Raw genomic sequence first — 22,036 nt, 5'->3', positions numbered from 1 at the left:
CAGAAAGGGCGGCGGGCGACAATGGCGCCATGACAACCACCAAGCCCTCCACCCGGCGCACCGATGCCGCTCCGCATGTCGTGCGCATCATCGGCGGCCAATGGCGTCGCACCCGGCTGCCGGTGGCCGACAAGCCCGGCCTGCGTCCAACCCCTGATCGCGTGCGCGAAACCCTGTTCAACTGGCTCGGGCAGGATCTGAGGGGGTGGCGCTGTGTGGACGCCTTTTCCGGCACGGGCGCGCTGGGCCTTGAAGCCGCTTCGCGTGAGGCGGCTGATGTGCTGCTGGTCGAGCAGGATGCCGCCCTGGCGGCCAATCTTCGCGCCCTGAAAGATCGTCTGAAGGCCGATGCGGTGCGCGTACAGCGCGGCGACGGGATTGCCGCGCTGCGGGCACAGGCCGCGGGCAGCATCGATCTGGCGCTGCTCGATCCTCCCTTCGGCGCCAACTTGTTCAGCGAGGCGCTCGCCGCTGCCGCACCCGCCGTGCGGTCTGGCGGGTGGGTTTATCTGGAGGCGCCCGCGCTGGCTGACGAGGCCGAAGTGCGCGCGCTCGGCCTGATTCCATACCGCCATCTGAAGGCCGGCGCCGTGCACGCGCACCTTCTGCAGCGCGCACCGGCATAATGCCCGCGAAACTGAGGAGATTCCCGATGAGCCGTGGCGTGATCGCCGTTTACCCCGGTACTTTCGATCCCATGACGCTCGGCCACGAAGACATCGTGCGCCGCGCGGCGGGGCTGTTCGACCAAGTCATCATCGCGGTGGCCAGAGCTCACCACAAGAAGACCTTGTTCAGCCTTGACGAGCGGCTGGCCCTGGCCCAAGATGCCGCCGACCGCATCGGCAACGTCACCGTGGAGCCTTTCGAGGGGCTGGTGCGTGATTTCGTGGTAGCGCGTGGCGGCAAGGTCATGGTGCGCGGCGTGCGCGGCGTGACCGATTTCGACTACGAATACCAGCTTGCCGGCATGAACCGCAACCTGGCGCCCGATGTCGAAACCATTTTCCTGACGCCCGAGGCGACCCTGCAATCCGTCAGCAGCACCTTGATCCGCGAGATTTCCCAACTGGGCGGCGACGTGGCGCCTTATGTGTCACCGCTGGTGTTGCAGCAGCTGAAAGAGAAGAAAGCAGGAAAAAGTTAGCGCGTGGGGCCGTGCCTTTCAAGGTCTTTGCCACGCGGGGTTTGGCTCCCTCTCCCGCTTGCGGGAGAGGGCAGGGGTGAGGGTCAGCGGCGGTTGTTCGTTCTCCGTGCTTTCTAATTACCTTCTGCTGTTTGAATTGAAGTCGGAGGCCGGGATTGCCCCCGGCAGTGCACCTACTCTTCTTTGCGTCGCCAAAGAAGAGTAGGCAGAAGAAAGGCGACCCCACTGGACGTGTCCCTTCGCTGCGCTCCGCTGTTTTACTCCTTCCCCCATTGGGGGAAGGCAGGGATGGGGGCTTTCACCGCGCCACTTTCTCAACGGCTGTCCATTTCCCACTCTCCCCCCTCAGTGCCCTGCAACCCCCCATAAATAGCAGAGCCCCTCAGACCTGCGCCCCTTCCACCAGGAAGCGCACGCGCCGCACGCCTTGCCATTCGTCGGTTTCCAGCCGAAAGGCCAATAGCACCCGCGAAGGCAGGGGGGCGCTGTGGCCAAACCAGATGCCATCCACCGGCTGCCCCTGGTGGCGCAGCTTCAGTGCCAGATGCTTTTCGCCCACCAGCCGCTGGCTCAGCACCTCGACTTCCTCGCTGAAAATGGGCGGCGCGAAGCCTTGGCCCCACACCTCATGGTGCAAGGTGTCGATCAGATCCGGCCGCCGGTATTCAGGCGCCAGCGGGCCATCGGTGGCCAGCCGGCGGGTGAGCGTGGCCGCATCCAGCCATTCGGCGGCGACCTGCTGCAAAGCCTGTTCGAAGGTATCGAAATACTCCTCCGTGATGGTGCAGCCCGCAGCCATCGCGTGGCCGCCGAACTTGAGCAGCACGCCAGGGTGGCGCTTGGCGATCAGATCCAGCGCGTCGCGCAAATGAAAGCCCGGAATCGATCTGCCCGAGCCCTTCAATTCATGCTCGCGCCCCGGCGCCCCGCTGGACGCAAAAACGAAAGTAGGCCGGTGCAGCTTGTCCTTCAACCGCGAGGCGACGATACCGACCACGCCTTCATGAAAATCCGGATCGAACACACATAGTGCCGTGGGTGGTTCCTGCTCTTCGGAATCGAACAGCGACTCGGCCACCTGCATGGCATGCTCGCGCATGCCGCCCTCGATCTCGCGGCGCTCGCGATTGATCCCGTCCAGCGTGGCGGCCAGCTCGGCGGCACGCGCGGCATCGTCGGTCAGCAGCAGCTCGATTCCCAGCGTCATGTCGGCCAGCCTGCCGGCGGCGTTGATGCGGGGCCCCAGGGCAAAACCGAAATCGAACGTGGTGGCCTTCAGGGCCTGGCGGCCAGCCACGGAGAACAGCGCGTTCAGCCCGGCGGGCATCTGCCCCGCACGGATGCGCCGCAGCCCCTGCGCCACCAGGCGGCGGTTGTTGGCATCAAGCCGGACCACGTCAGCCACGGTGCCCAGCGCCACCAGGGGCAAAAGCGTATCCAGCTTGGGCTGGTTGGCCGCATCGAACGCCCCCGCGCGCGCAACTCCGCCCGCAGGGCCAGCAGCACATAGAACATCACGCCCACACCAGCAATGGATTTGCTCTCGAAGGCACAACCCGGCTGATTGGGGTTGACGATCACGTCCGCGACGGGAAGCTCCGCGCCCGGCAGGTGGTGGTCGGTCACCAGCACCTTCAACCCCGCGGCGCGCGCGGCCGCTACACCTTCGATGCTGGCGATCCCGTTATCCACGGTGATCAGCATGTCGGCCTTGCGCGCGGCCACGCGTTCGGCGATGGGCGCGGTAAGCCCGTAGCCGTCGATCACCCTGTCGGGCACCAGATACTCGACGTTCGCCGCACCCAACAGCTTCAGGCCGCGCATGCCCACGGCGCAGGCGGTGGCGCCATCGCAGTCATAGTCGGCCACGATGCAAAGCCTTTGCTGCGCGGCGATGGCATCGGCCAGCAGCGCAGCGGCCTCCTGCGCGCCTCGCAGGTCAGATGGCGGCAGCAGGCGCGCCAGACTGGCATCCAGATCATCTGCGCTCGCAATGCCTCGGGCGGCGAAAAGGCGTGCCAGCAGAGGGTGCACGCCAGCTTGTTCCAGTGTCCAGGCGGCACGGGGGGGATATCGCGTACTTCGATTTTCATGGCGTCATAGCGGCTTCAAAAGTTCGCCCAGCGGCGGCGGCGGGCTGAAAAAGAGGAGATCCGGCTTGCCCAGCTCTGCGGCGCTGGTGCCAGCTCAAGCGCCTGGCGTGGCCCGCACAAGGTCAGGCGCACATCCTGGCCGGCCTGCAGCGCGGCCAGCAGCCGGGCTCCTGTGTCGGCATCCAGGGCCTTCCACGCTTCATGGTGGGCGGCTGTGGCCTGTTCGAGGGTGGCGCCGGTTTGCGCCTGTTCGGCGAGCACCAGGCGGCTCTCGACCAGCACATCGGCACGGGGCGGATGCGGCTCGTCCAATACGCCCGCGCCTTTGATCCAGAGGGCATTGATCGGCAACTGGCCGGCGCTTTCCCGTGCCTCGTTGACCGGATGGGTGTAGAACAGCATCTGCAATTCGCTTTGCAGCCGGCGCAGCAGGGCGGCATCTTTTTCCACGGGCGTGCTGGCCAGCAGGGCTGGCGTCAGGCGTCTGCCGGTGGCGCGCGTCATGGACCACGTGGAAAGCGCGCGAAACACCTCGCCTTGCGCCAGCCAGGCATTGGGCATGAGATAGCGCGTCGCGATGCCGTCTTCCCGCAACAGCGGCTCGGCGGTGGAGAGGAGGGCGCGCGATTGGTCTTCGCCCAACTGAAGATGCACAGGGTCGGTCAGCAGCACATGGTCCATGCCCAATTGCCAGTGGCACGGCATGAGCCAGGCGCAGGGCGTGCCGATGGTGCCGGTTTCCAGCGCCGCCCAGGGAATGCGCCCAGGCTCCGAAGGCAGCCCCAGCGCGCGGGCCGTGGCCAGCTCGGCCGGATCGCTCGGGGTTTCGTCGTCGCACACGATGGCGCCGACGGGCTTCATGCGGCGCAGCAGCGCATCCAGGTGAGGCAGGGGCGGCAGCGCAGGGCGCGGCTGATCGTCCGGCAGGGGCAGCAGGGCGCCAGGAATGATCAGGTGTCGCAACGGCTCGGGAGAAGACATAGGGCCCTATTGTCCGGGATGCCACAATGGCTCTTTCTTCCGGTGGACTCATTTCAACAGGGGTCACACAAAAGACCACCTCATTCCTGTTCGGGGATCGCCGGGGTATTTCGTCAACTTTCTCCTTTCCCCGCAAGGGAAGAAGGCGTTTTTCAAAGAATCTGCTGATGTTTCAACGCGCGCCCTATGAAATGCTGCTTGGCTGGCGCTACACGCGTGCCGGCCGGGCCTCCCGGCGCAACGGTTTCATTTCCTTCATCTCGGCGGCTTCCATGCTGGGCATTGCCCTCGGTGTCGCTGCCTTGATCATCGTTCTGTCCGTGATGAACGGTTTTCGAATGGAAGTGACCAACCGTATGCTGAGCGTGATCTCGCATGTCGAGGTGTTTTCACCTGATGGCGGGGCTTTGCCTGACCCCCAGCGCACGCTCTCGGAGGTGCGCTCCAACCCCGAGGTGATCGGGGCGGCCCCCTTCGTGGGGGCGCAAAGCCTGCTGGCCCGCGGCGAGACCATGCGAGGCGCCCTGATCCGAGGCATCGATCCCGCCATGGAACCGCAGGTGACCGACATCGCGGCGCAACTGAAGGACACCACCCTCAAGAAGCTCGTGCCAGGGGAATTCGGCATTCTGCTGGGGAGCGACCTGGCGCGCAGCCTGGGCGTGAGCGAGGGCGATCAGGTGACCCTGATCGCGCCCAGCGGCCAAGTCACGCCCGCAGGCGTGGTGCCCCGCCTGAAGCAAATGAAAGTGGTGGGCACCTTCAATTCCGGCCATTATGAATACGATTCGACGCTGGCCATGCTGCACATCGACGACGCCGAGCGCATCTTCCGCCTCGAAGGGCCGACCGGCATCCGCCTGAAGCTGCGCGATCTGAACGAGGCGCCTGAAGTCACCAACCAACTGGCCCGTACCGTGAGCGGCGATCTGCTGCTGCTTGACTGGACACGCCAGAACCGCACCTGGTTTTCCGCCGTGCAGCTTGAAAAGCGGATGATGTTCATCATCCTCACGCTGATCGTGGCCGTGGCCGCATTCAACCTGGTCAGCACGCTGGTCATGACGGTGCAGGACAAGCGCGCCGATATCGCCATCTTGCGCACTCTGGGCGCGAGCCCCAGGAGCATCATGGGCATATTCGTGGTGCAGGGCGCCATGGTGGGGGTCGTCGGCACTCTGGGAGGCCTGATTCTGGGGCTTCTGATTGCCTTCAATATCGATGTCATCGTGCCGGCGCTGGAGCACCTTCTGCATGCCAGCTTCCTGCCGAAGGATGTCTACCTGATCAGCGAGGTCCCCAGTGATCCCCAACGCGGCGACATCGTTCCCATCGCCGTCATTTCCCTGATTCTTTCCTTCGTTGCCACCCTGTACCCGAGCTGGCGAGCCAGCCGGGTCAACCCTGCCGAGGCCTTGCGCTATGAGTGAGATGGCTGTACATGCATCCGTCCGGCAGGCCCAGGCCGTGCTGGAGGCGAACGGAGTTTCCAAGCGCTTTCACGAGGGCCCGCTCGATGTGACCGTTCTGCAAGGCCTGGACCTGACCGTGCACGCCGGGGAGACGATGGCCATTGTCGGCCAATCAGGCTCTGGCAAAAGCACATTGCTTCACCTGCTGGGGGGCCTGGACGCCCCCACAAGCGGCAGCGTGCGTTTGGCGGGCAAGGATTTCAGCAGCCTTTCACCGGCCGAGCAAGGCGCGCTGCGCAATCAGCATCTAGGCTTCGTCTATCAGTTTCACCATTTGCTGCCCGAGTTCAGTGCGCTGGAAAACGTGGCCATGCCGCTATGGATCCGGCGCATGCCCCGCCCCCAAGCCGCGCAAGTGGCTGGGCGCATACTGGCTCAGGTGGGGCTCACCGAGCGCGTCCATCATCGCCCGTCGGAGTTGTCCGGCGGCGAGCGCCAGCGGGTGGCAATCGCGCGGGCGCTGGTCACGCAGCCGGCCTGCGTGCTGGCCGATGAGCCCACGGGCAACCTGGACCGGGGAACGGCCGATGGCGTGTTCGAGTTGATGCTGAGGCTGGCCCGGGAACACGGCACGGCCTTCGTGCTGGTGACGCACGACGATGCGCTGGCGGCCAGATGCGGCAGAACTCTCCGGTTGGAGCGGGGCAAGTTGGCTTAAGGCACATGCCTTTCAAGGCCTTCGCCATACAGGGGCTCGTTCGCTCGTGGGGGGCGTTTATGCCTACGCTGGGTTTTGCTCCCTCTCCCTCTGGGAGAGGGCTGGGGGGCCGGCCATCCGGTGAGGGCTTTCACGGTCGGTTGATCTGAGCGGCCTTCTGCTTCCTAATGTCCCTCTGTTGTTTGATTTAAGGTCGGAGGCCGGGATTGCCCCCGGCAGTGCAGTCACCTTCTTTTGCGTCGCCAAAAGAAGGTAACCCAAGAAAAGGCGACCCCACTTGCCGTGTCCCTTCGCTACGCTACGGGCAACCTGCGGTGCTCGATCGAGGGGCCGGCCATCCGGGGGTGGTGCTGCAGAACTCGCTGCGTTCACTTCGTTCACTACGCTCAAACAGCTGCAGCAAGTCAGAGCACGAAGCAGGAGCATCTTGCAGTGCTCCTGCCCACCCCTCGCTCTGCGCTCCTCGGCACGGCCAGAGGGGACCCGCGGCTCGAGCCATCGCTTCGCTCGGCCCTGGCATCAACAGGCTTCGCTGCGCTCCGCTGTCTTACTCCTTCCCCCACTGGGGGAAGGTTGGGATGGGGGCTTTCACAGAGCCACTTCCACCCGGCTGTTCCTTCCCCAATCTCCTGATCATAATGCCCGACAGCCATCCGGGCATTACGGAACAGGCACAGGCTTACCGCCCGCCTTACAAAATCCTGTTGAACCAGAGCACAGACAGCCCCGCCGCCAGCAGCGCCAACACAGCCGCAGCCAGGGCGAAAAGAGCGGAAATCTCGGTTTCCTTCTTCTCGATGGTCAGGCGGCTGCTGAGCGTTTCATAGACTTTGTGCAGGTCCGCCGCCGTACCCGCATAAAAGTACTCGGCGGCGGTCTGGTGGGCGATGGTTTTCAGGGTGGCTTCATCCAGCCGCACCCGCATTGACCACCCTTCGAACCCGATGGTTTCGCCATCCACCGTGCCAATGCCCACCGTGTACACGCGCACCCCCCGATCGGCAGCCATCTTGGCGGCTTCGAGCGGATCGACCCCGGTGGTGCGCTGCCCGTCCGTCAACATGATGATGGCGGCCGAAGTGTAGGAGCCAGGCGCGACGGGCACGAAGTTGTCGTGCTTGGGCGGCGATTGGTCGAGCGAGCGGCTGCCCATGTCGCGCATGCGGTCGACGCTGAGCTGCTGCAACTCTATGCCGGCATCAGGAAACAGCGTGGCCAGGGAGATGACAATCGCATTGCCGGTGGCGGTGGCGCGCTGCAGCTGAAAGCGGTCAATGGCCGTCACGAGGTCTTCGCGGTTCACCGTGGGTAACTGCGCGACCTGCGCCGAACCGGCGAACGCCACCACGCCTACCTTCACATGGCGGGGCAATTGGCTGATGAAAGTCTTGGCTGCGTTTTGGGCGGCCACCAAGCGGTTGGGCTCGACATCGGTGGCGCGCATGCTGCCTGATACATCCATCGCCAGGATGATGGTCTGCTGATTGGAGGGCAATGACACCACGGCCACAGGCCGGGCGCTGGCCAACAGCATGAGCGCGAGGGCAATCAGCAACAACAGAGGCGGCACATGGCGCCGCCAGCCCAGGCCCTTGCCCATGGCTTCCTTGACGATCGAGAGGCTCGCATAGCGCACCGCGAGCTTTTTCTTGCGCCGCATCAGCCACACATAAAGCAGCGCCAGCAGGAGCAGCACCAGCAGCAGCCACAGAAACTGCGGCCACAGGAAGTTGGGCTGCGGAATACCCGCAGGCCATTGCCAGAGGGAGGACCAAGACAGACTCATAAACCAACTAAGTAGGTGCCTGACCCATTGTGCGCCAGATCAGGCCGCACGGCTAATATGCTTTGGAAAACCCCCGCCGGACGAGAGCCGCGTACGTTGCTTGCGCATCTCGGCGAAGCGGACCACGGCATCCACCACCTGGCCGTCCGTGGAAAGCTCCAGGGTATCGACCCCGGCGCGCGCGAGCATGGCGCGCAAATCCGCCTCGCGCTGCGCGGCAATGGCCGCAAAGCGCTTGCGAAAGCCCGGGTTGTGTGTATCCACCAGCACCTGTTCGCCGGTTTCGGCGTCGCGCATGGTCAACAGGCCCAGATCAGGCAGGTCGAGCTCCAACGGATCGACCAGGCGGACTGCCACCACCTCGTGCCGCATGGCCAGTTGCGCCAGGGGCTTTTCCCACCCCGGCTCGCTAATGAAATCCGACACTACAAAAACGGTGGAACGCCGCTTGATCATGTGGGCGCCCGCCCGCAGCAGATCGGCCAGCCGGGTGGCGCCAGATGCCGGGTTTTTGCTGTGCAAAGCGGCTGCTTCTTCCCGGGCCAGGAGCCGATGGAGCAGGTGCAGCACATGGCTGCGCCCCGCGCGGGCCGGAATCACGGCATCGACCCCTGTGCCGTACAGCAGCGCGCCCACCCGGTTGCCGTGCCGTGTGAGCAAGCGTGCCAGCACGGCGACGAACTCAGCTGAAATATCGCGCTTGCGCTGCGAGCCGGAGCCGAAATCCACCGAAGGGCTCAGATCCAGCAGAAACCAGGCAGCCATTTCCCGGTCTTCCGTGAACACGCGTACGTGCGGCGTCGGCATGCGGGCCGTCACGTTCCAATCGATATGACGCACATCGTCATGGTGCTGGTATTCGCGCAGGTCGGCCAGATCGAGGCCGCTGCCCCTCATCAGGGTGCGATAGTCGCCTTGCAGCAAGCCGTCGAGCCGGCGGATTACCGACCATTCGAGGCGGCGCAGCACGTGCTCGGCACTGGGGCTGGCCGAAGGCGCATTCGCCGCCTGCGCCGTATGAGGGCGAGGCGGATTGGGCACCGCGTGCGGCGGTGGCCGTTTTTCGGTTCTACGCCACCAGTTTTTCATGTTGCAGAGGCTTGGGCGGTGGAGGCACCTTCGCCATGACGCGGATGATGATGTCGTCAGCCGCCAAGCCCTCCGAGAGCGCTTCGTAGGAAAGCACCAGCCGGTGGCGGAGCACATCGGGCACCAGATCGCTCATGTCCTCGGGCAGGGCGTAGGTGCGTCCGCGCAGCATGGCCAAGGCTCTCGCACCTTCAGTCAGGTTGATGGTGGCACGCGGGCTGGCGCCATAGGTGAGCATGGGGGCCAGATCGTTCAACCCCACGCTGGCTGGCCGGCGCGTGGCCGCCACCAGCTTCACGGCATATTGCACCAGAGACGGATCGACATACACCTGCCGGCATTCCCGCTGCAGGGCCGCCAACTGCTCGGTGCTGGCCACGGAGGCCGGCTCCACCCGCGGGCCGGTCACCCGTTGCACGATGACGAACTCTTCCTCATCCGTCGGGTAGTCCACCAGCACCTTCATCATGAAGCGGTCCACCTGCGCCTCGGGAAGCGGATAGGTGCCCTCGGTTTCGATCGGGTTCTGCGTGGCCATGACCAGAAAGGGCTCCGGCACCAGATGGGTCTCGCCGGCAATGGTGACCTGCCTTTCCTGCATCACTTCCAGGAGGGCGCTCTGCACCTTGGCGGGCGCCCGGTTGATCTCGTCAGCCAGCAGGAGGTTGGTGAACACCGGCCCGAGCGCGGTAGAAAAATCGCCGGTCTTCTGGTTGTAGATGCGGGTGCCCATCAGATCAGCGGGCACCAGATCAGGCGTGAACTGGATGCGCTTGAATTGCCCGCGCATGGTTTGCGCCAGCGTTTTCACCGTGAGTGTCTTGGCCAGCCCCGGCACACCCTCCACCAGCAGATGCCCTCCGGCCAGCATCGCCACCATCACACGCTCAAGAAAGCGATCCTGCCCGACCACGACGCGCTTGACCTCATACAGGATCTGCTCCATCAGCTCAGCAGTATCGGCATTCGGAACGGAGGCAGGGTTGGGCACGCTTTGCATGAAGGATGTCTTTCGTTAAAACGGCGGTTGGCCCGCCGCGGCGGCGGCGTTCTCGATCGGCACCGCGAAGCCGATGCCGATGAACGTGCGCGCTGGGGTCGGGTTGAGAATGGCGGTGACAATCCCCACCACTTGGCCATCCATCGTGACCAGCGGACCGCCGGAATTACCGGGGTTGGCGGCGGCATCGAACTGGATCAGGTTGCGCAACTGTTGTCCGCTTTTCGGGGAGCGGAAGCCGCGGCCCAGGCCGGACACCACGCCAGCCGAAACCGAAGGCCCGATCGCGAAAGGAAACCCTATCGCCGCAACCTCATCGCCGGGCTGCAGATCAGCCGTGGAGCGCATGGTGGCGGGCTGCAGATCGTCAGGAATCTTTTGCGCGCGCAGCACGGCCAGATCATTCTCCGGCTGCAGGTTGATGACCGTGGCAGGGCTTTCCAGGCCATCGGCGAAAGTGACTTTCAGGGTTTCGGCCGCTTGCACGACGTGCAGATTGGTCAGGATAGTGCCGTCTTCGATGATCACCACCCCGGTGCCAACGCCTTGTTCGATGTCGGGCTTGCCTTTCTTACCGCTGACGAAGCCCTCCACCCGTACCACCGAAGGCGCCACGGCCGCCGCCGCCCTGGCCGCAGGCGAGGGGAGCACCTTGTTGGTCAGGGTATGCATCACCGCGGCGTTGATGTCTTCCTGTGTGAGTTTTCGGGTGGCGGGCCCGCGCCCCAGGCTGAACGACAGGGCCAGCAGGATGCACAGCACCCCGATGGCCAACCACAGGCTCCGCGGGTGGCTGAGGCTTTTCGCCAGGCGTTGGCGGCGGGATGCGGTTGGGGCTTCCGGCAGGGCATCAACGCCCGCCAGAGCCTCGGCAGGCTCAGGAGCGACCGCCGGGGTGGCCTTGCCCGGAGCTGAGCGGCTGTAAAGCGCAGTCTTTCGCATGCTGCTGTACCGTGGCTGTCCCATGACTATGAGCTGAGCCAACACAGTATCATGGTTCACAAGAGCATGCACGGTTGGATCGATACACATTGTCATCTGGACGCACCAGAATTCACGGCTGACATTGCCGCCGTGCGCGCTCGCGCGGCCGCGAACCGGGTCGGAAAATGCGTCATTCCCGCAGTGGAAGTACCGGCCTTCAGGGCGGCCCGCGGCTTGGCGCACCAGTTTGGCGATGCCTACGCGCTGGGCATTCATCCGCTCTATGTGGAACGGGCCGCCGAAGATGCGCTGGCGCAACTTGGCGCCGCGCTGGAAGCCCATGCGCAAGACCCGCACCTGGTGGCCGTGGGCGAGATTGGTTTGGATTATTTCGTACCTGCGCTCAATGAGCAGCCCTTGCGTGGGCGCCAAGAGCTTTTTTACCGGGAGCAGCTCAAGCTGGCACGCCGGCATCAATTGCCGGTCATCCTGCATGTGCGCCGTTCGGTGGACGCCATCCTGAAGGGGCTGCGCGACATCACTGTGCCGGGCGGCATCGCACACGCTTTCAACGGCAGCCGCCAGCAAGCGCAGATTCTCGTGGACATGGGCTTCAAGCTCGGCTTTGGCGGCGCCGTGACCTACGAGCGGGCCACCCGCCTGCGCGAGCTGGCGGCGACTTTGCCTATCGAAGCACTGGTGCTCGAAACGGATGCCCCTGACATTCCCCCGCACTGGCTCTACGCCACGGCAGAAGAGCGCGCCGCCGGAAAACCGCAAGGCCGGAATGAGCCGGGCGAGCTGCCACGCATCGCGGCGGTGATAGGGGAGCTCCGAGGCATTCCAGAGAGCGAGCTGATGGCAGCAACCACGCAAAACGCCTTGGCCGCATTGCCTGGCCTGACAAAGTTGCAGAGCGTTCCATAGTCGACTAGTTACCCGCTGCCTCAGATTTACTTTTCTTTGTGATCTGGCGCGGTTCACCTACAAATTACTTGCGTTTTGCGCAGATATCATGATTTTCCTGACAGTGAAAGGAATAACATGAAACGCAAAACTCAGAGCCTGATGGCTGGTCTTCTGTCCATGCTGATGGTCAGTGCGCCGGCCTTCGCACAACCAGGGCCCGGGCACGACCGGAACGGCCCGCAGCGCGGTCATGAACGCCATGACCAGCATATGCAAGGACCGGGGCATCACAATCCTCCCAGGCCGCAAGTTCGTCCGGCTCCGCGTGGCCCGCAGGTCGTGGTCTATCCGGAATATCGCCGCTTCAACCGTGGCGATCGTCTGCCACCGCAGTATCGCCAGCCCCAGTATGTGGTCAACGATTGGCGCGGCCATGGCTTGCGCCAACCGCCGCGTGGCTACCACTGGGTGCAGAACGGGTCTGACTACGTACTCGTTGCCATCGCCACGGGCGTGATCTCGGCCGTGGTGATCAACGCGCTGACCGGGCGCTGATCAACTCCAAGGCCGTTTTCGTCCATCATGGACGAGCACATCTATCGGGCAAGCTGGAGCTTGCCAAGTACCGTTGATTTTCCTGGGAGAGGGGCCGCCCGGGGCAGGCGGCCCTCCCGTGCGGCCAACCCTGCATGTCACATGCTTGGTGTTCCGTGTTGGAACAGTTTGGCGCACTCCGGACAGTGACTGATCTTTTGAGGAACTGAGCTGAAAGCCCGCAAATGCTGTTCCTGGGCCGCCCTGGCATCGCTTTTGCAACGAAGGAGGCAAAAGACAGGAGACACCATCAATGGGGCTGCCGGAACGACCAGGAAGAAAAGGCGCGAGCATGGTGCAACGCCGGAAAGTCCTGCTGACGGGGTTATTGGGAAGCATGGGGCCCGCCGCCCTGCGCGCGGCCGACGATCACACGGGGGGTGATCCGCTCGGTTCCATGCAATGGCCGACGCTGCGCAAGGAGTATCTGGCTGACGCGCCCATGGAATTTACCGAGGCGGTAATCGTGCGCACGCCCGCTTTTGCCGACGATGCCATGAACGTGCCCTTGCAGATAGATGCGCGGCGCCTGTCGGGTACCGCCGGCGGCGTCAAGCGGATCTGGGTCGTAGTAGACCGCAACCCGGTTCGGGAGGTGCTGTCGTTCGAGCCGCTGAAGGCGCTGCCCATGCTGTCTTTCCGCATCCGGCTGGAGCAGGCATCTCCGGTGCGGGCCATGGTGCAAACGCAGGACGGCCGCTGGCACGTGGGAGGCACCTGGGCGCAGGCGGCGGGTGGCGGCTGCACGGTGCCTGGCGCCACGCGCGCCGATGGTTCCTGGAGCAAAACGCTCAACCAGGTGCAGGCGCGCATTTTCGGCAACGTGATCGAGGGCAGCCGCCGGTTGCGCCTGCGCGTGATGCACCCCATGGACACGGGTCTGGTGGCGGGCATTCCCGCCTTCTACATCGAACAACTGGAGCTGCTCGATTCCAAAGGTGAAGCATGGTGGCGCCTGGCCTTGCATGAGCCCGTGTCGGAGAATCCGCTCCTCACGCTGGAGCTGCCCGCCGAAGGGCCGCGCGAGTTTCGCCTCAGGGGCCATGACAACAATGGCAATCGCATAGAAGCGGAAGTGCGGGCATGAAGGCTGCCATCCTCTCGATACTGATGGGGGCCTGCGCCATGGGCTCCGCCGCAGCGGCTCAGCCCGATCCGGCCTCGCTGAACTATGACTTGCATCCACGCCAGATCGCGGAGCACACCTGGGTCATTGAAGGCGCCGTGGCGGATTTTTCGCGAGCCAATGGCTGCAACATCATCAACACGGCCTTCATCGCGACCGGCGACGGGGTGGTGGTGATCAACACCGGGCCTTCCCGCCTGTACGGAGAGCAGCAGCGCCGGGCTATCGAGCGTGTGACTTCCGAGCCGGTGCGGCAGGTGCTCAACCTGAATCTGCATCCCGACTATTTTTTCGGCAACCAGGCCTGGGCCGATCGTCCCGTACAGGCCCTGGCGGGCAGCATCGACGGCATGCGTGCCGAAGGCGCCGCCTACGCCGACAATCTTTACCGGCTCTGCGGCGACTGGATGAAAGGCACCGAGCCGACGCCCGCGCGCGAAACACTGTCACCGCAAACCCTTCGCCTGGGTTCTCACATGCTGGAGTTGCGCCGCCTGAATGGCCATACGCAGGATGACTTGGTGCTGATGGATACGCGCACGGGCGTGCTCTTCGCGGGCGGGCTGGTGTTTGCGGAGCGCGTGCCCACCACGCCGCACGCCGATCCGGAGGCGTGGCTGGCCAGCCTTGACAAGCTGCAGCAGTGGCAGGCGCAAGGCCTGTTCCGGCAAGTGGTGCCCAGCCACGGGCCGGTGCACACAGGCACCTCGGGTATCGCCCAGACGCGCGATTGGCTGCGGTGGCTGACTTCGCTCATGCGCGAGAGCGCGGAGAAGGGCGTTGATTTGAGTGAGCTGCTGAATACGCCGCTGCCCGAGCGCTTCAAGGGCTGGGCCGCCCAGCCCGCCGAATTCCATCGCAGCCTGACGCAGTGGTACCCGCGCTATGAGCAGCAGGCGCTAGGGCACCGCTAGGCCCCGCGCGTTGCTCCACTGTGCCAAAGGGGTGATTCATTTCTGAACACTGTCACAGGCGCGATAGCAGGCAAGAGCGGCACATGCGTGGCTCTTCGTGCACGTGGAACGGTTCTTTGAGCAGGATCAAGGCTGGCATAGATGTTGCCTTATCCCTGACGTGTATCCCACGAGCCCGGAGGGCGGGGCACAGGCCGCCGCGCATGGTGTGCGGCGCATCCACTTGATATCTACACGTCAGCAGGAGACACATGATGAAACGCACGCGACTGAGTGCTCCCTGGGCTGGGCTGCTCCCAACCCGCTCCCCAAGGAGGACAGGCAAACCCGGGGTAGCCCCGCGTTTTCTGGCGAGCCTGATCGTTCTGGCCGCCGCCCACGCGGGCGCTCAAGGCGTTACCAGCGACATGATCGCCAAGGACGCCTCGACCCCTGGCGACGTGCTCAGCTGGGGTATGGGCACGGAAGGCCAGCGGCACTCCGATCTGACGGGGATCACCGCGGACAACATCAGCCGCCTCGTGCCCGTATGGTCCATGTCGTTTGGCGGGGAAAAGCAGCGCGGCCAGGAAAGCCAGCCCCTGATCCACAACGGCAAGATGTTCGTGACGGCCTCCTACTCCCGTATCTTCGCGCTGGACAGCAAGACCGGCCAGAAGCTCTGGAAATATGAGCACCGCCTGCCTGAAGGCATCATGCCTTGCTGCGACGTGGTCAACCGCGGCGCCGCGCTGTACGACAACCTCGTGATCTTCGGTACGCTCGATGCGCAACTGGTGGCGCTCGATCAGGAAACAGGCAAAGTCGTGTGGCGCGAGAAGATCGACGACTACTCCGCCGGCTACAGCTATACCGCCGCTCCGCTGATCGCCGAGGGCCTGCTGCTGACCGGCGTGTCGGGCGGCGAGTTCGGCGTGGTCGGGCGTGTGGATGCACGTGATCCCAAGACCGGCAAGCTGATCTGGACACGCCCGGTGGTGGAAGGCCACATGGGCTACAAGGACGGCAAGGAAAACGGCATTACCGGCACTACCAATGCCTCCTGGCCTGGTGAAACCTGGAAGACCGGGGGCGCGGCCACCTGGCTGGGCGGCAGCTACGACGCCAAGACGGGCCTGGCTTACTTCGGTACCGGCAACCCCGGCCCCTGGAACAGCCACGTCCGCAAAGGCGACAACCTCTACTCGGCCTCCACGGTGGCGATCGATGTCAAGACCGGCCAGATCAAATGGCACTATCAAAGCACGCCCAACGACGGCTGGGACTATGACGGTGTCAACGAGTTCGTCACCTTCGACATGGACGGCAAGCGCGTCGGGGCCAAAGCCGACCGCAACGGCTTCTTCTACGTGAACGACGCCGCCACAGGCAAGCTGCTCAACGCTTTCCCCTTCGTGAAGAAGGTGAACTGGGCTTCCAGCATCGATCTGAAGACCGGCCGCCCGAACTACAACGCAGAAAACCGCCCTGGTGATCCCACCGCCGCGGGAGGCGAGGGCGGCAAGGGCAAGGCGGTGTTCGCGGCGCCGGGCTTCCTGGGCGGCAAGAACCAGATGCCCATGGCCTACAGCCCCAAGACGGGCCTGTTCTACGTGCCAACCAACGAATGGGGCATGGAGATCTGGAACGAACCCATCACCTACAAGAAGGGCGCTGCGTTCCTGGGCGCGGGTTTCACCATCAAGCCGCTGTTTGAAGACCATATCGGCTCGCTGCGCGCCATTGATCCCAAGACCGGCAACGTAGCCTGGGAAGTGAAGAACACCGCGCCGCTGTGGGGTGGTGTGCTCAGCGTGGGCGATCTCGTGTTCTGGGGCACGCCCGAGGGCTACCTGAAAGCGGCCGACGCCAAGACCGGCAAGGTCGTGTGGCAGTTCCAGACCGGCTCTGGCGTGGTGGCTCCACCCGTCACCTGGACAGACGGTGGCGAGCAGTATGTCAGCGTCGTGTCCGGTTGGGGCGGAGCCGTGCCGCTGTGGGGCGGGGAAGTGGCCAAGAAGGTCAACTTCCTTGAGCAGGGCGGTTCGGTCTGGACCTTCAAGCTCTTGAAGTAGTGCTGCTGCAGTAGCGCCGCGAAGGGAGAGAGAACGCGCTCTCTCCCTTGTTTCCCACTCTCATTCATGGCCACCCCTCGTGGTCTCCATTGCCATGCGTTTCACTCTTGCTCTCAGCATTCTGCTGGCCTGCGCGGCGTCCCCCGCCATGGCGAACGATCTCGCCGCAGCCACAGAACTGGCCAAGGCCAGCGGCTGCTACAGCTGCCACTCCGCCAAGGAAAAAGTAGTCGGCCCCGCGTTCAGTTCCATCGCTGAAAAATACGCTGGCGACAAGGACGCCGCAGCCTCTCTGGCCCAATCCATCCAGAATGGATCGAAGGGCAAATGGGGCCGCGTTCCCATGCCGCCGCATTCCAGCTTGAGCGCCGATGAGCTCAAGACGCTGGCCACCTGGGTACTGAGCACCAAGCCATGACCCAGGTCATGCACCGCAGGCCCCGAAGCTGGCTCATGCTGGCGCCTATTCTGCCGCTGGCCGTAGCCGCGCAGACGGACGACGACCGGGTGCGCAGTCTGCCGCAGGTAGACGTGGTGCAGCAAGCGCCGTTGCCTGGTCTTGAGATGCCTTTGTCGGAATACCCCGGCCACGTACAGCAAGCCGACGACGCGGCCATCGAACGCTCAGGCAGCACCAACCTCGCGGACTTTCTGAACCGCCAGTTCACTGGCGTGACCGCAGCCGACATCCAGGGCAGCCCCTACCAGATCGATCTGAGCTACCGGGGCCAGCGCCTGTCACCCATGCTGGGCTCCCCCCAGGGGCTGTCGGTGTACCTGGACGGTGTGCGCATCAACCAACCCTTTGGCGACGTCATGGACTGGGACATGGTGCCGGAGGCCGCCTTGGCCGGTGTGACCCTCATGCCCGGCTCCAACCCCCTGTACGGCCTCAACACCCTGGGCGGCGCCCTCGTGCTGACCACCAAATCAGGCCGCACCCACCCCGGTACCGAACTGGATCTGTCTCGTCGGCAGCTCCGGCCGCAAACGCCTGGAGTTCGGCCACGGCATGCGCTGGGAAGGCGGCTGGCACGCCTACGCCGCCGGCACCGTCTTTGACGAAGACGGCTGGCGAGACAAGTCTTCTGGAAGACTGGGTAACCTCTTTCTCAAGCTGGGCCGGGACCAGGGCGACACCTCCTGGTCCTTAAGCTACGCCTACGGCCGCAGCCGCCTCACAGGCAACGGCCTGCTCAACCAGAGCCTGTACGACATCGACCGGCGCGCCGGCTACACCTTCAGCGACATCACCCGCAACCGCTCGGGCCTGCTGAACTTCCAGCTCACACACGCGCTCACCCCCAACGACGACCTCTCTGTGGTGGCCTGGCACCGGGACGGCCGCCGGCAAGGCAGCAACGGCGACGTCAATGAAGACTGGTCCGAATGGCTCGAAGAGTGCGAGGACGACCCTCAAGCCAGCGCCTGCTCGAACCCCTCGGGCCCGGGCTACGTCAAGAACAACGCCGTCTTCAACCGCAGCGATGCGCGGCAATGGGAAGTGGGCACCAGTGTGCAATGGAGCCACCGCAGCGGTATCCACCAATGGGCGCTGGGCGCGGAGATGGCCCACAGCCGCACGCGCTACGACCAATACACACAAGAGGCGATCTTCAACGCCGAGCGGGTGGCCGTGCCCATTCCAGGAAGCGAAGCCGAACATGAAGTAGCCCTACGCGGACGCAACAGCCGCTTCGCGCTCTTCCTGGCCGACACCATCCGGATCAATGAGCAAACCCGGCTGAGCCTGTCCGCACGCTGGAACGCCAGCCGGGTCAGCAACGAACTGGGCCACCCTGCGCCCTTGGAGCGCGAGAGCTTCAGCTACCGCAAACTCAACCCGGCCATCGGCATCTCGCACGATCTGAGCCGCAAGGCCACCATCTTCGCCAGCTTCTCGCAAGGCTCCCGCATGCCCAGCGCCCTGGAGCTGGGCTGTGCCGACCCGAGCGAGCCCTGCACGCTGCCGGCGGGCTTGCAATCAGACCCCTATCTGAAGCAAGTGGTGGCACGCACGCTGGAGATCGGTGCGAGGGTACAACCGGCCGAAGGCCTGCAGATCGCAGGTGCGCTGTTTCGCACCGTCAGCCGGGACGACATCGTGTTCGTGCGTGCAGGCACCTCGCAGGCGGGGTACTTCACCAACGTGCCCGAGACACGCCGGCAGGGGCTGGAGCTGAGCGCCAGGCTCAAGCGGGGAGATTGGAACTGGCAGGCGGGCTACACCTTCCTGGACGCTACCTACCAGAGCGAGGGCGTGCTGCCCGGACCGCTGAGCACGGAGAAGAAACCCAACACCTTCAGTCCCGGCACACGCATGGCGGGCCTGCCCCGGCACGTATTCAAGCTGGGCGTGGACTGGAGAGCGGCGCCTGGGGTGAGGATAGGAGGCGACTGGCTGGCATTCGGCTCGCAGGTGGTGGCGGGCAATGAGAGCGGCACGAGGCCGCAGTTGGGCAAGGTGGCGGGCTTCGGGGTTGTGAACCTGAGGGCGCAGTGGCAGTTCAGCGAGCGCTGGAAGGCGTATGTGCGGGTGAACAACGTGATGAACAAGGCGTATGCGAGCTATGGCACGGGGGCGGAGGATCTGTTCCCGGGGGGCAAGCGGTGAGGCCTGGAGAAGACGTGGGTTCGGCACGCTTTCTGGCGCCGGGAGCGGGGCGGTCCATCATGGTTGGACTTCGTTACGAATGGGACCACTGAGAGAAAGCCGAACCACCCCGTGGGGTTACCGCCAAGCATCGGAGCATCCAACGTACACGTTGTCCTAAAATAGAAGCCCTGTCGAAAGAACCGTCATGGCCTCGGCCATGAAAGGCTTTCATTCTTGCAACCAAAAGTGGTGAAGATGAGCAAGCCTTTCATTTCTCTATGCCCAGAGATCACCCGGGCAAACGCGCTGACTTTGATGGACTGGCTGGAAGACGAGAACGTCGTCCGCTATTTGAGCGATTCACGCAACGTCTCCCGGTTCATCGAGCAAGTCATCGGCCGGGTCCAACTGCCGATCCTGACCCATCTCTTCAACCAAGGCGGCCGCTTCTTCATGGCCTACGACCGGCATGACGTGCCCGTAGGCTTTGTCCGCCTTGTCAAGAACGGTGCCGACTGCGAGATCGTCCTGGTCATCGGAGACCGGGACAACTGGGGCCGAAAGCTCGGCGCCAGCGCCATCCGCGAAGGCATGAAGCTCGCCTTCTTCGACATGCGGGCCGAAAAGCTCATCGCCAAGATCCACGCAGACAACGCCCGCTCGCTCAAGGCCTTCCTGCGCTGCGGCTTCGTGCTTGAAACCGAAACCCCCACGCTGAAATCATTTTCCATGACATCCGCGCGCTACCTCCGGCTCTTGCGAGAAAGTGCAATGGGCGACGGCCCGCCTGATATCTACATCACTGAAATCGACCAGGCACGACTCAGAAACCTGATCGCGCTCGAGCAGGGTCCGGTGGTTGTCGATCTGGAGCATGAAATCGAGCGCGCCATCGTAGTCGATCCGCGCCAGGTGGCACGGAACGTCGTCACCATGAACTCCAGAGCCGTGCTGCATCTGGACGACCAAGAAATGGAAGTAGCCCTGGTCTACCCGGAAGATGCGGACGGCAGCGCCGGGAAGCTGTCGATCTGCTCCGATGTAGGCACCGCGATCCTCGGCTGCAAAGAGGGCGATTCCATCGATTGGCGGATACCGGGCCGGACCTGCCGCATCGGGATTGAAAAAGTGCTTTACCAACCCGAAGCCGCGGGCGATTTCCATCTGTAGGTGTACTCGCGGCGCCACAGTTGCGGATCGCCCGAAGCGCCGCAGAGTTGGCGGAGTCCTGATTCAAAGATCCCGGCGAATCAGTGCCCCCTTAAACAGCACTGGACCAGTCGGACCCGTTGAGCTGGGAACGCCACCCTTGGGCTCAAGGCTGATAGCCAGAAGAGGAATCGCTTGTACATCGGTTTCCTGCGCCGTGAGTTGCTCCAGCTTGCCATCTCCCATGACGCCTAAGGAACGTGGTGAGCCTTGTTGAGGCAATGCCCACAGTTGCAGAGATTTGTTGTCTGCTTCCTTAAAGCCGCTCACGCGCTGCAAAACCAACTGGCTATGCCGGGGGTCAAACGTCACCAGCATGGACGCATCGGCCTTACCATCGGCTAATACCGCCACATATTGAATTTGGGGCGCTTCCTGCAATCCGGTCTGCGCTATCTGGAGTTGTGTTTGTAGCGAAGCCAGTTGCTGCTGCGAGGCCTCCTTGAGGCTTTGATGGGACCACAGACCCACCGAGATGGCAGCCGCAGAGGCCACGCTACCTGCCAAGGCCAGTCTACGCCACCATGCCAATGCACGCGCTGGCGCCTTGGACGGAGCACGGCGTTGCTGAGCTGATTTGGCGTTGTCTTTTTCAGCTTGTAGCAGGTTGTCGATGCGAATCCACACTGCCTCATCGGGCGGCACAGGCTTCTGCACCTCGGAGAAGGCAGACCAGCGGCCTTGCCACAATAGTGCAGCAGCCCGCACCTGGGGGAACTCACGAGCCAATTGCTCAAAGCGCCGACGTGCTCCTCCGCGCAGGGTACCCAGCGAGTACGCCGCAGCCAGGCGGTCAAGTAGTTCAGGGTTTCGGGTCAGATTCATGGTGGGAGCTCCTGGCACTCAAACATGGCGTGCCATGCATTTGCGCAGTTGCTCTAGGCTGCGGCGCATCCAGGTTTTGACCGTACCCAGCGGCAACTTCAGATTGCTGGCCAATTCACTATGACTTAGATCCTTCAGATAGGCCAAACTCACCACCTGACGTTGGGGCTGCTCCAGTTGCTGTAAGCACTGATGTAGCGCGGCAGCTTGTTCACTGGTCTCCACCCATTGCACTGGACTTTGCGCTTCGTTGTCCTGCAGCAGTTCTTCAACGTCCTCGATCGGGACATTGACATGCAGGCGCTCGGCTCTGCGCCGGCGCAGAAAGTCTAAGGCTCGACCGCGCACCAGCATGCCCATCCAAGCCAGCGGTGGGCTGAGCGAGTCTCGGTAAGTTTTCGCATTGCGCCAGATACCCAGAAAACTGTCCTGTAGTACGTCCTCGGCCCACTCCTTGTTGCCAACGATGCGCAAAGCAAGCCCATACAGCCGCGAAGCAGTCTGGTCGTACAAGAGCTTGAGAGCTGCCTGCTCTTGGGCTGCTACGCGGTCAAGTAGTTCCATCAGTTCATCGTCCGGTGTCGTGGCGCTCATGCCGCCATTGTGACCAAAAGCATCTCCTCCATCCGGTGCTGTTGGATAAATGCCAAAGCGTAATG

The 22,036-nt window shown here is 63.7% G+C and carries 20 protein-coding genes and 1 pseudogene; 13 read left to right on the top strand and 8 right to left on the bottom strand.

Annotation, left to right across the window (positions count from 1 at the left end; all coding sequences use genetic code 11):
* The first annotated feature begins 29 nt into the window (after positions 1–29).
* The gene (gene rsmD / locus WJU18_RS19215) at positions 30–626 is read left to right on the top strand and encodes a 16S rRNA (guanine(966)-N(2))-methyltransferase RsmD (protein ID WP_423454832.1); all 597 of its coding nucleotides are present in this window, start codon (positions 30–32) and stop codon (positions 624–626) included.
* A 26-nt stretch (positions 627–652) separates the two neighbouring features.
* Positions 653–1,147 carry a pantetheine-phosphate adenylyltransferase gene (gene coaD, locus WJU18_RS19210; RefSeq protein ID WP_423454830.1) on the top strand — a complete coding sequence of 165 codons (495 nt, stop codon included), beginning with the start codon at positions 653–655 and terminating at the stop codon, positions 1,145–1,147.
* Between the two features lie 382 nt (positions 1,148–1,529).
* Here coaD and recJ read toward each other — a convergent pair.
* Together recJ and WJU18_RS19200 are read right to left on the bottom strand one after the other, a co-directional pair.
* Positions 1,530–3,240: pseudogene (gene recJ / locus WJU18_RS19205) on the bottom strand (single-stranded-DNA-specific exonuclease RecJ).
* A gap of 15 nt (positions 3,241–3,255) precedes the next feature.
* A complete protein-coding gene (locus WJU18_RS19200; RefSeq protein ID WP_423454828.1) occupies positions 3,256–4,221 on the bottom strand; it encodes a phosphoglycerate mutase in 966 nt (321 codons plus the stop codon).
* A gap of 167 nt (positions 4,222–4,388) precedes the next feature.
* On the opposite strand from WJU18_RS19200, the gene WJU18_RS19195 reads away from it, so the two are divergent.
* Both WJU18_RS19195 and lolD read left to right on the top strand, forming a co-directional pair.
* A complete protein-coding gene (locus tag WJU18_RS19195) occupies positions 4,389–5,651 on the top strand; it encodes a lipoprotein-releasing ABC transporter permease subunit (RefSeq protein ID WP_423454826.1) in 1,263 nt (420 codons plus the stop codon).
* Positions 5,644–6,351, top strand: a complete 708-nt coding sequence (gene lolD / locus WJU18_RS19190) for a lipoprotein-releasing ABC transporter ATP-binding protein LolD (RefSeq protein WP_423454824.1) — start codon at positions 5,644–5,646, stop codon at positions 6,349–6,351. Before WJU18_RS19195 ends, lolD begins: the two co-directional genes overlap by 8 nt.
* Before the next feature lie 691 nt (positions 6,352–7,042).
* Here the strand turns inward: lolD and WJU18_RS19185 are convergent.
* From WJU18_RS19185 to WJU18_RS19170, 4 genes are read right to left on the bottom strand one after another with little or no spacing between them, the layout of a single operon-like run.
* On the bottom strand, positions 7,043–8,137 hold the full coding sequence (locus tag WJU18_RS19185; RefSeq protein ID WP_423454822.1) for a VWA domain-containing protein: 1,095 nt from the start codon (positions 8,135–8,137) through the stop codon (positions 7,043–7,045).
* Between the two features lie 39 nt (positions 8,138–8,176).
* The gene (locus WJU18_RS19180) at positions 8,177–9,226 is read right to left on the bottom strand and encodes a DUF58 domain-containing protein (protein WP_423454821.1); all 1,050 of its coding nucleotides are present in this window, start codon (positions 9,224–9,226) and stop codon (positions 8,177–8,179) included.
* On the bottom strand, positions 9,207–10,226 hold the full coding sequence (locus tag WJU18_RS19175) for an AAA family ATPase (RefSeq protein ID WP_423454819.1): 1,020 nt from the start codon (positions 10,224–10,226) through the stop codon (positions 9,207–9,209). Before WJU18_RS19175 ends, WJU18_RS19180 begins: the two co-directional genes overlap by 20 nt.
* A 15-nt stretch (positions 10,227–10,241) precedes the next feature.
* Positions 10,242–11,168 carry a S1C family serine protease gene (locus WJU18_RS19170; RefSeq protein ID WP_423454817.1) on the bottom strand — a complete coding sequence of 309 codons (927 nt, stop codon included), beginning with the start codon at positions 11,166–11,168 and terminating at the stop codon, positions 10,242–10,244.
* 66 nt (positions 11,169–11,234) lie between these two features.
* Between WJU18_RS19170 and WJU18_RS19165 the strand changes: the two genes are divergently transcribed.
* The 9 genes from WJU18_RS19165 to WJU18_RS19125 all read left to right on the top strand — a co-directional run bounded on the left by WJU18_RS19165 (position 11,235) and on the right by WJU18_RS19125 (position 20,513).
* Positions 11,235–12,077, top strand: a complete 843-nt coding sequence (locus WJU18_RS19165) for a TatD family hydrolase (RefSeq protein WP_423461046.1) — start codon at positions 11,235–11,237, stop codon at positions 12,075–12,077.
* A 117-nt stretch (positions 12,078–12,194) separates the two neighbouring features.
* Complete coding sequence (locus WJU18_RS19160) at positions 12,195–12,614, top strand: RcnB family protein (protein ID WP_423454815.1); 420 nt, start codon at positions 12,195–12,197, stop codon at positions 12,612–12,614.
* A 331-nt stretch (positions 12,615–12,945) separates the two neighbouring features.
* A complete protein-coding gene (locus tag WJU18_RS19155) occupies positions 12,946–13,740 on the top strand; it encodes a quinoprotein dehydrogenase-associated SoxYZ-like carrier (protein WP_423454813.1) in 795 nt (264 codons plus the stop codon).
* Positions 13,737–14,693 carry a quinoprotein relay system zinc metallohydrolase 1 gene (locus tag WJU18_RS19150; protein WP_423454811.1) on the top strand — a complete coding sequence of 319 codons (957 nt, stop codon included), beginning with the start codon at positions 13,737–13,739 and terminating at the stop codon, positions 14,691–14,693. Before WJU18_RS19155 ends, WJU18_RS19150 begins: the two co-directional genes overlap by 4 nt.
* Positions 14,694–14,944: 251 nt before the next feature.
* On the top strand, positions 14,945–16,747 hold the full coding sequence (locus WJU18_RS19145; protein WP_423454809.1) for a PQQ-dependent methanol/ethanol family dehydrogenase: 1,803 nt from the start codon (positions 14,945–14,947) through the stop codon (positions 16,745–16,747).
* A gap of 94 nt (positions 16,748–16,841) precedes the next feature.
* On the top strand, positions 16,842–17,165 hold the full coding sequence (locus WJU18_RS19140; RefSeq protein ID WP_423454807.1) for a c-type cytochrome: 324 nt from the start codon (positions 16,842–16,844) through the stop codon (positions 17,163–17,165).
* Entirely contained in the window at positions 17,162–17,809 is a 648-nt protein-coding gene (locus WJU18_RS19135; RefSeq protein ID WP_423454805.1) for a TonB-dependent receptor plug domain-containing protein, read from the top strand. Before WJU18_RS19140 ends, WJU18_RS19135 begins: the two co-directional genes overlap by 4 nt.
* On the top strand, positions 17,760–19,361 hold the full coding sequence (locus tag WJU18_RS19130; protein WP_423454803.1) for a TonB-dependent receptor: 1,602 nt from the start codon (positions 17,760–17,762) through the stop codon (positions 19,359–19,361). Before WJU18_RS19135 ends, WJU18_RS19130 begins: the two co-directional genes overlap by 50 nt.
* Positions 19,362–19,598: 237 nt before the next feature.
* Positions 19,599–20,513 carry a GNAT family N-acetyltransferase gene (locus WJU18_RS19125; protein WP_423454801.1) on the top strand — a complete coding sequence of 305 codons (915 nt, stop codon included), beginning with the start codon at positions 19,599–19,601 and terminating at the stop codon, positions 20,511–20,513.
* 63 nt (positions 20,514–20,576) lie between these two features.
* Here the strand turns inward: WJU18_RS19125 and WJU18_RS19120 are convergent, their stop codons facing one another.
* Together WJU18_RS19120 and WJU18_RS19115 are read right to left on the bottom strand one after the other, a co-directional pair.
* On the bottom strand, positions 20,577–21,377 hold the full coding sequence (locus WJU18_RS19120; protein ID WP_423454800.1) for an anti-sigma factor: 801 nt from the start codon (positions 21,375–21,377) through the stop codon (positions 20,577–20,579).
* Positions 21,378–21,395: 18 nt separating this feature from the next.
* Positions 21,396–21,971, bottom strand: a complete 576-nt coding sequence (locus WJU18_RS19115) for an RNA polymerase sigma factor (protein WP_423461045.1) — start codon at positions 21,969–21,971, stop codon at positions 21,396–21,398.
* Between the last annotated feature and the right edge of the window lie 65 nt (positions 21,972–22,036).

This window comes from Ottowia sp. VDI28 (assembly GCF_049532675.1).
GTDB lineage: Bacteria > Pseudomonadota > Gammaproteobacteria > Burkholderiales > Burkholderiaceae_C > Ottowia.
Note: the sequence above shows the minus strand (reverse complement) of the source record. Positions and strands in the feature narration are given on the sequence as shown.

Excerpts from the sequence above, each read along its gene's own strand:
- rsmD (WP_423454832.1), top strand. The coding sequence starts at position 30 with ATGACAACCACCAAGCCCTCCACCCGGCGCACCGATGCCGCTCCGCAT.
- coaD (WP_423454830.1), top strand. The coding sequence starts at position 653 with ATGAGCCGTGGCGTGATCGCCGTTTACCCCGGTACTTTCGATCCCATG.
- WJU18_RS19200 (WP_423454828.1), bottom strand. The coding sequence starts at position 4,221 with ATGTCTTCTCCCGAGCCGTTGCGACACCTGATCATTCCTGGCGCCCTG.
- WJU18_RS19195 (WP_423454826.1), top strand. The coding sequence starts at position 4,389 with ATGTTTCAACGCGCGCCCTATGAAATGCTGCTTGGCTGGCGCTACACG.
- lolD (WP_423454824.1), top strand. The coding sequence starts at position 5,644 with ATGAGTGAGATGGCTGTACATGCATCCGTCCGGCAGGCCCAGGCCGTG.
- WJU18_RS19185 (WP_423454822.1), bottom strand. The coding sequence starts at position 8,137 with ATGAGTCTGTCTTGGTCCTCCCTCTGGCAATGGCCTGCGGGTATTCCG.
- WJU18_RS19180 (WP_423454821.1), bottom strand. The coding sequence starts at position 9,226 with ATGAAAAACTGGTGGCGTAGAACCGAAAAACGGCCACCGCCGCACGCG.
- WJU18_RS19175 (WP_423454819.1), bottom strand. The coding sequence starts at position 10,226 with ATGCAAAGCGTGCCCAACCCTGCCTCCGTTCCGAATGCCGATACTGCT.
- WJU18_RS19170 (WP_423454817.1), bottom strand. The coding sequence starts at position 11,168 with ATGCGAAAGACTGCGCTTTACAGCCGCTCAGCTCCGGGCAAGGCCACC.
- WJU18_RS19165 (WP_423461046.1), top strand. The coding sequence starts at position 11,235 with ATGCACGGTTGGATCGATACACATTGTCATCTGGACGCACCAGAATTC.
- WJU18_RS19160 (WP_423454815.1), top strand. The coding sequence starts at position 12,195 with ATGAAACGCAAAACTCAGAGCCTGATGGCTGGTCTTCTGTCCATGCTG.
- WJU18_RS19155 (WP_423454813.1), top strand. The coding sequence starts at position 12,946 with ATGGTGCAACGCCGGAAAGTCCTGCTGACGGGGTTATTGGGAAGCATG.
- WJU18_RS19150 (WP_423454811.1), top strand. The coding sequence starts at position 13,737 with ATGAAGGCTGCCATCCTCTCGATACTGATGGGGGCCTGCGCCATGGGC.
- WJU18_RS19145 (WP_423454809.1), top strand. The coding sequence starts at position 14,945 with ATGATGAAACGCACGCGACTGAGTGCTCCCTGGGCTGGGCTGCTCCCA.
- WJU18_RS19140 (WP_423454807.1), top strand. The coding sequence starts at position 16,842 with ATGCGTTTCACTCTTGCTCTCAGCATTCTGCTGGCCTGCGCGGCGTCC.
- WJU18_RS19135 (WP_423454805.1), top strand. The coding sequence starts at position 17,162 with ATGACCCAGGTCATGCACCGCAGGCCCCGAAGCTGGCTCATGCTGGCG.
- WJU18_RS19130 (WP_423454803.1), top strand. The coding sequence starts at position 17,760 with ATGCGCTGGGAAGGCGGCTGGCACGCCTACGCCGCCGGCACCGTCTTT.
- WJU18_RS19125 (WP_423454801.1), top strand. The coding sequence starts at position 19,599 with ATGAGCAAGCCTTTCATTTCTCTATGCCCAGAGATCACCCGGGCAAAC.
- WJU18_RS19120 (WP_423454800.1), bottom strand. The coding sequence starts at position 21,377 with ATGAATCTGACCCGAAACCCTGAACTACTTGACCGCCTGGCTGCGGCG.
- WJU18_RS19115 (WP_423461045.1), bottom strand. The coding sequence starts at position 21,971 with ATGAGCGCCACGACACCGGACGATGAACTGATGGAACTACTTGACCGC.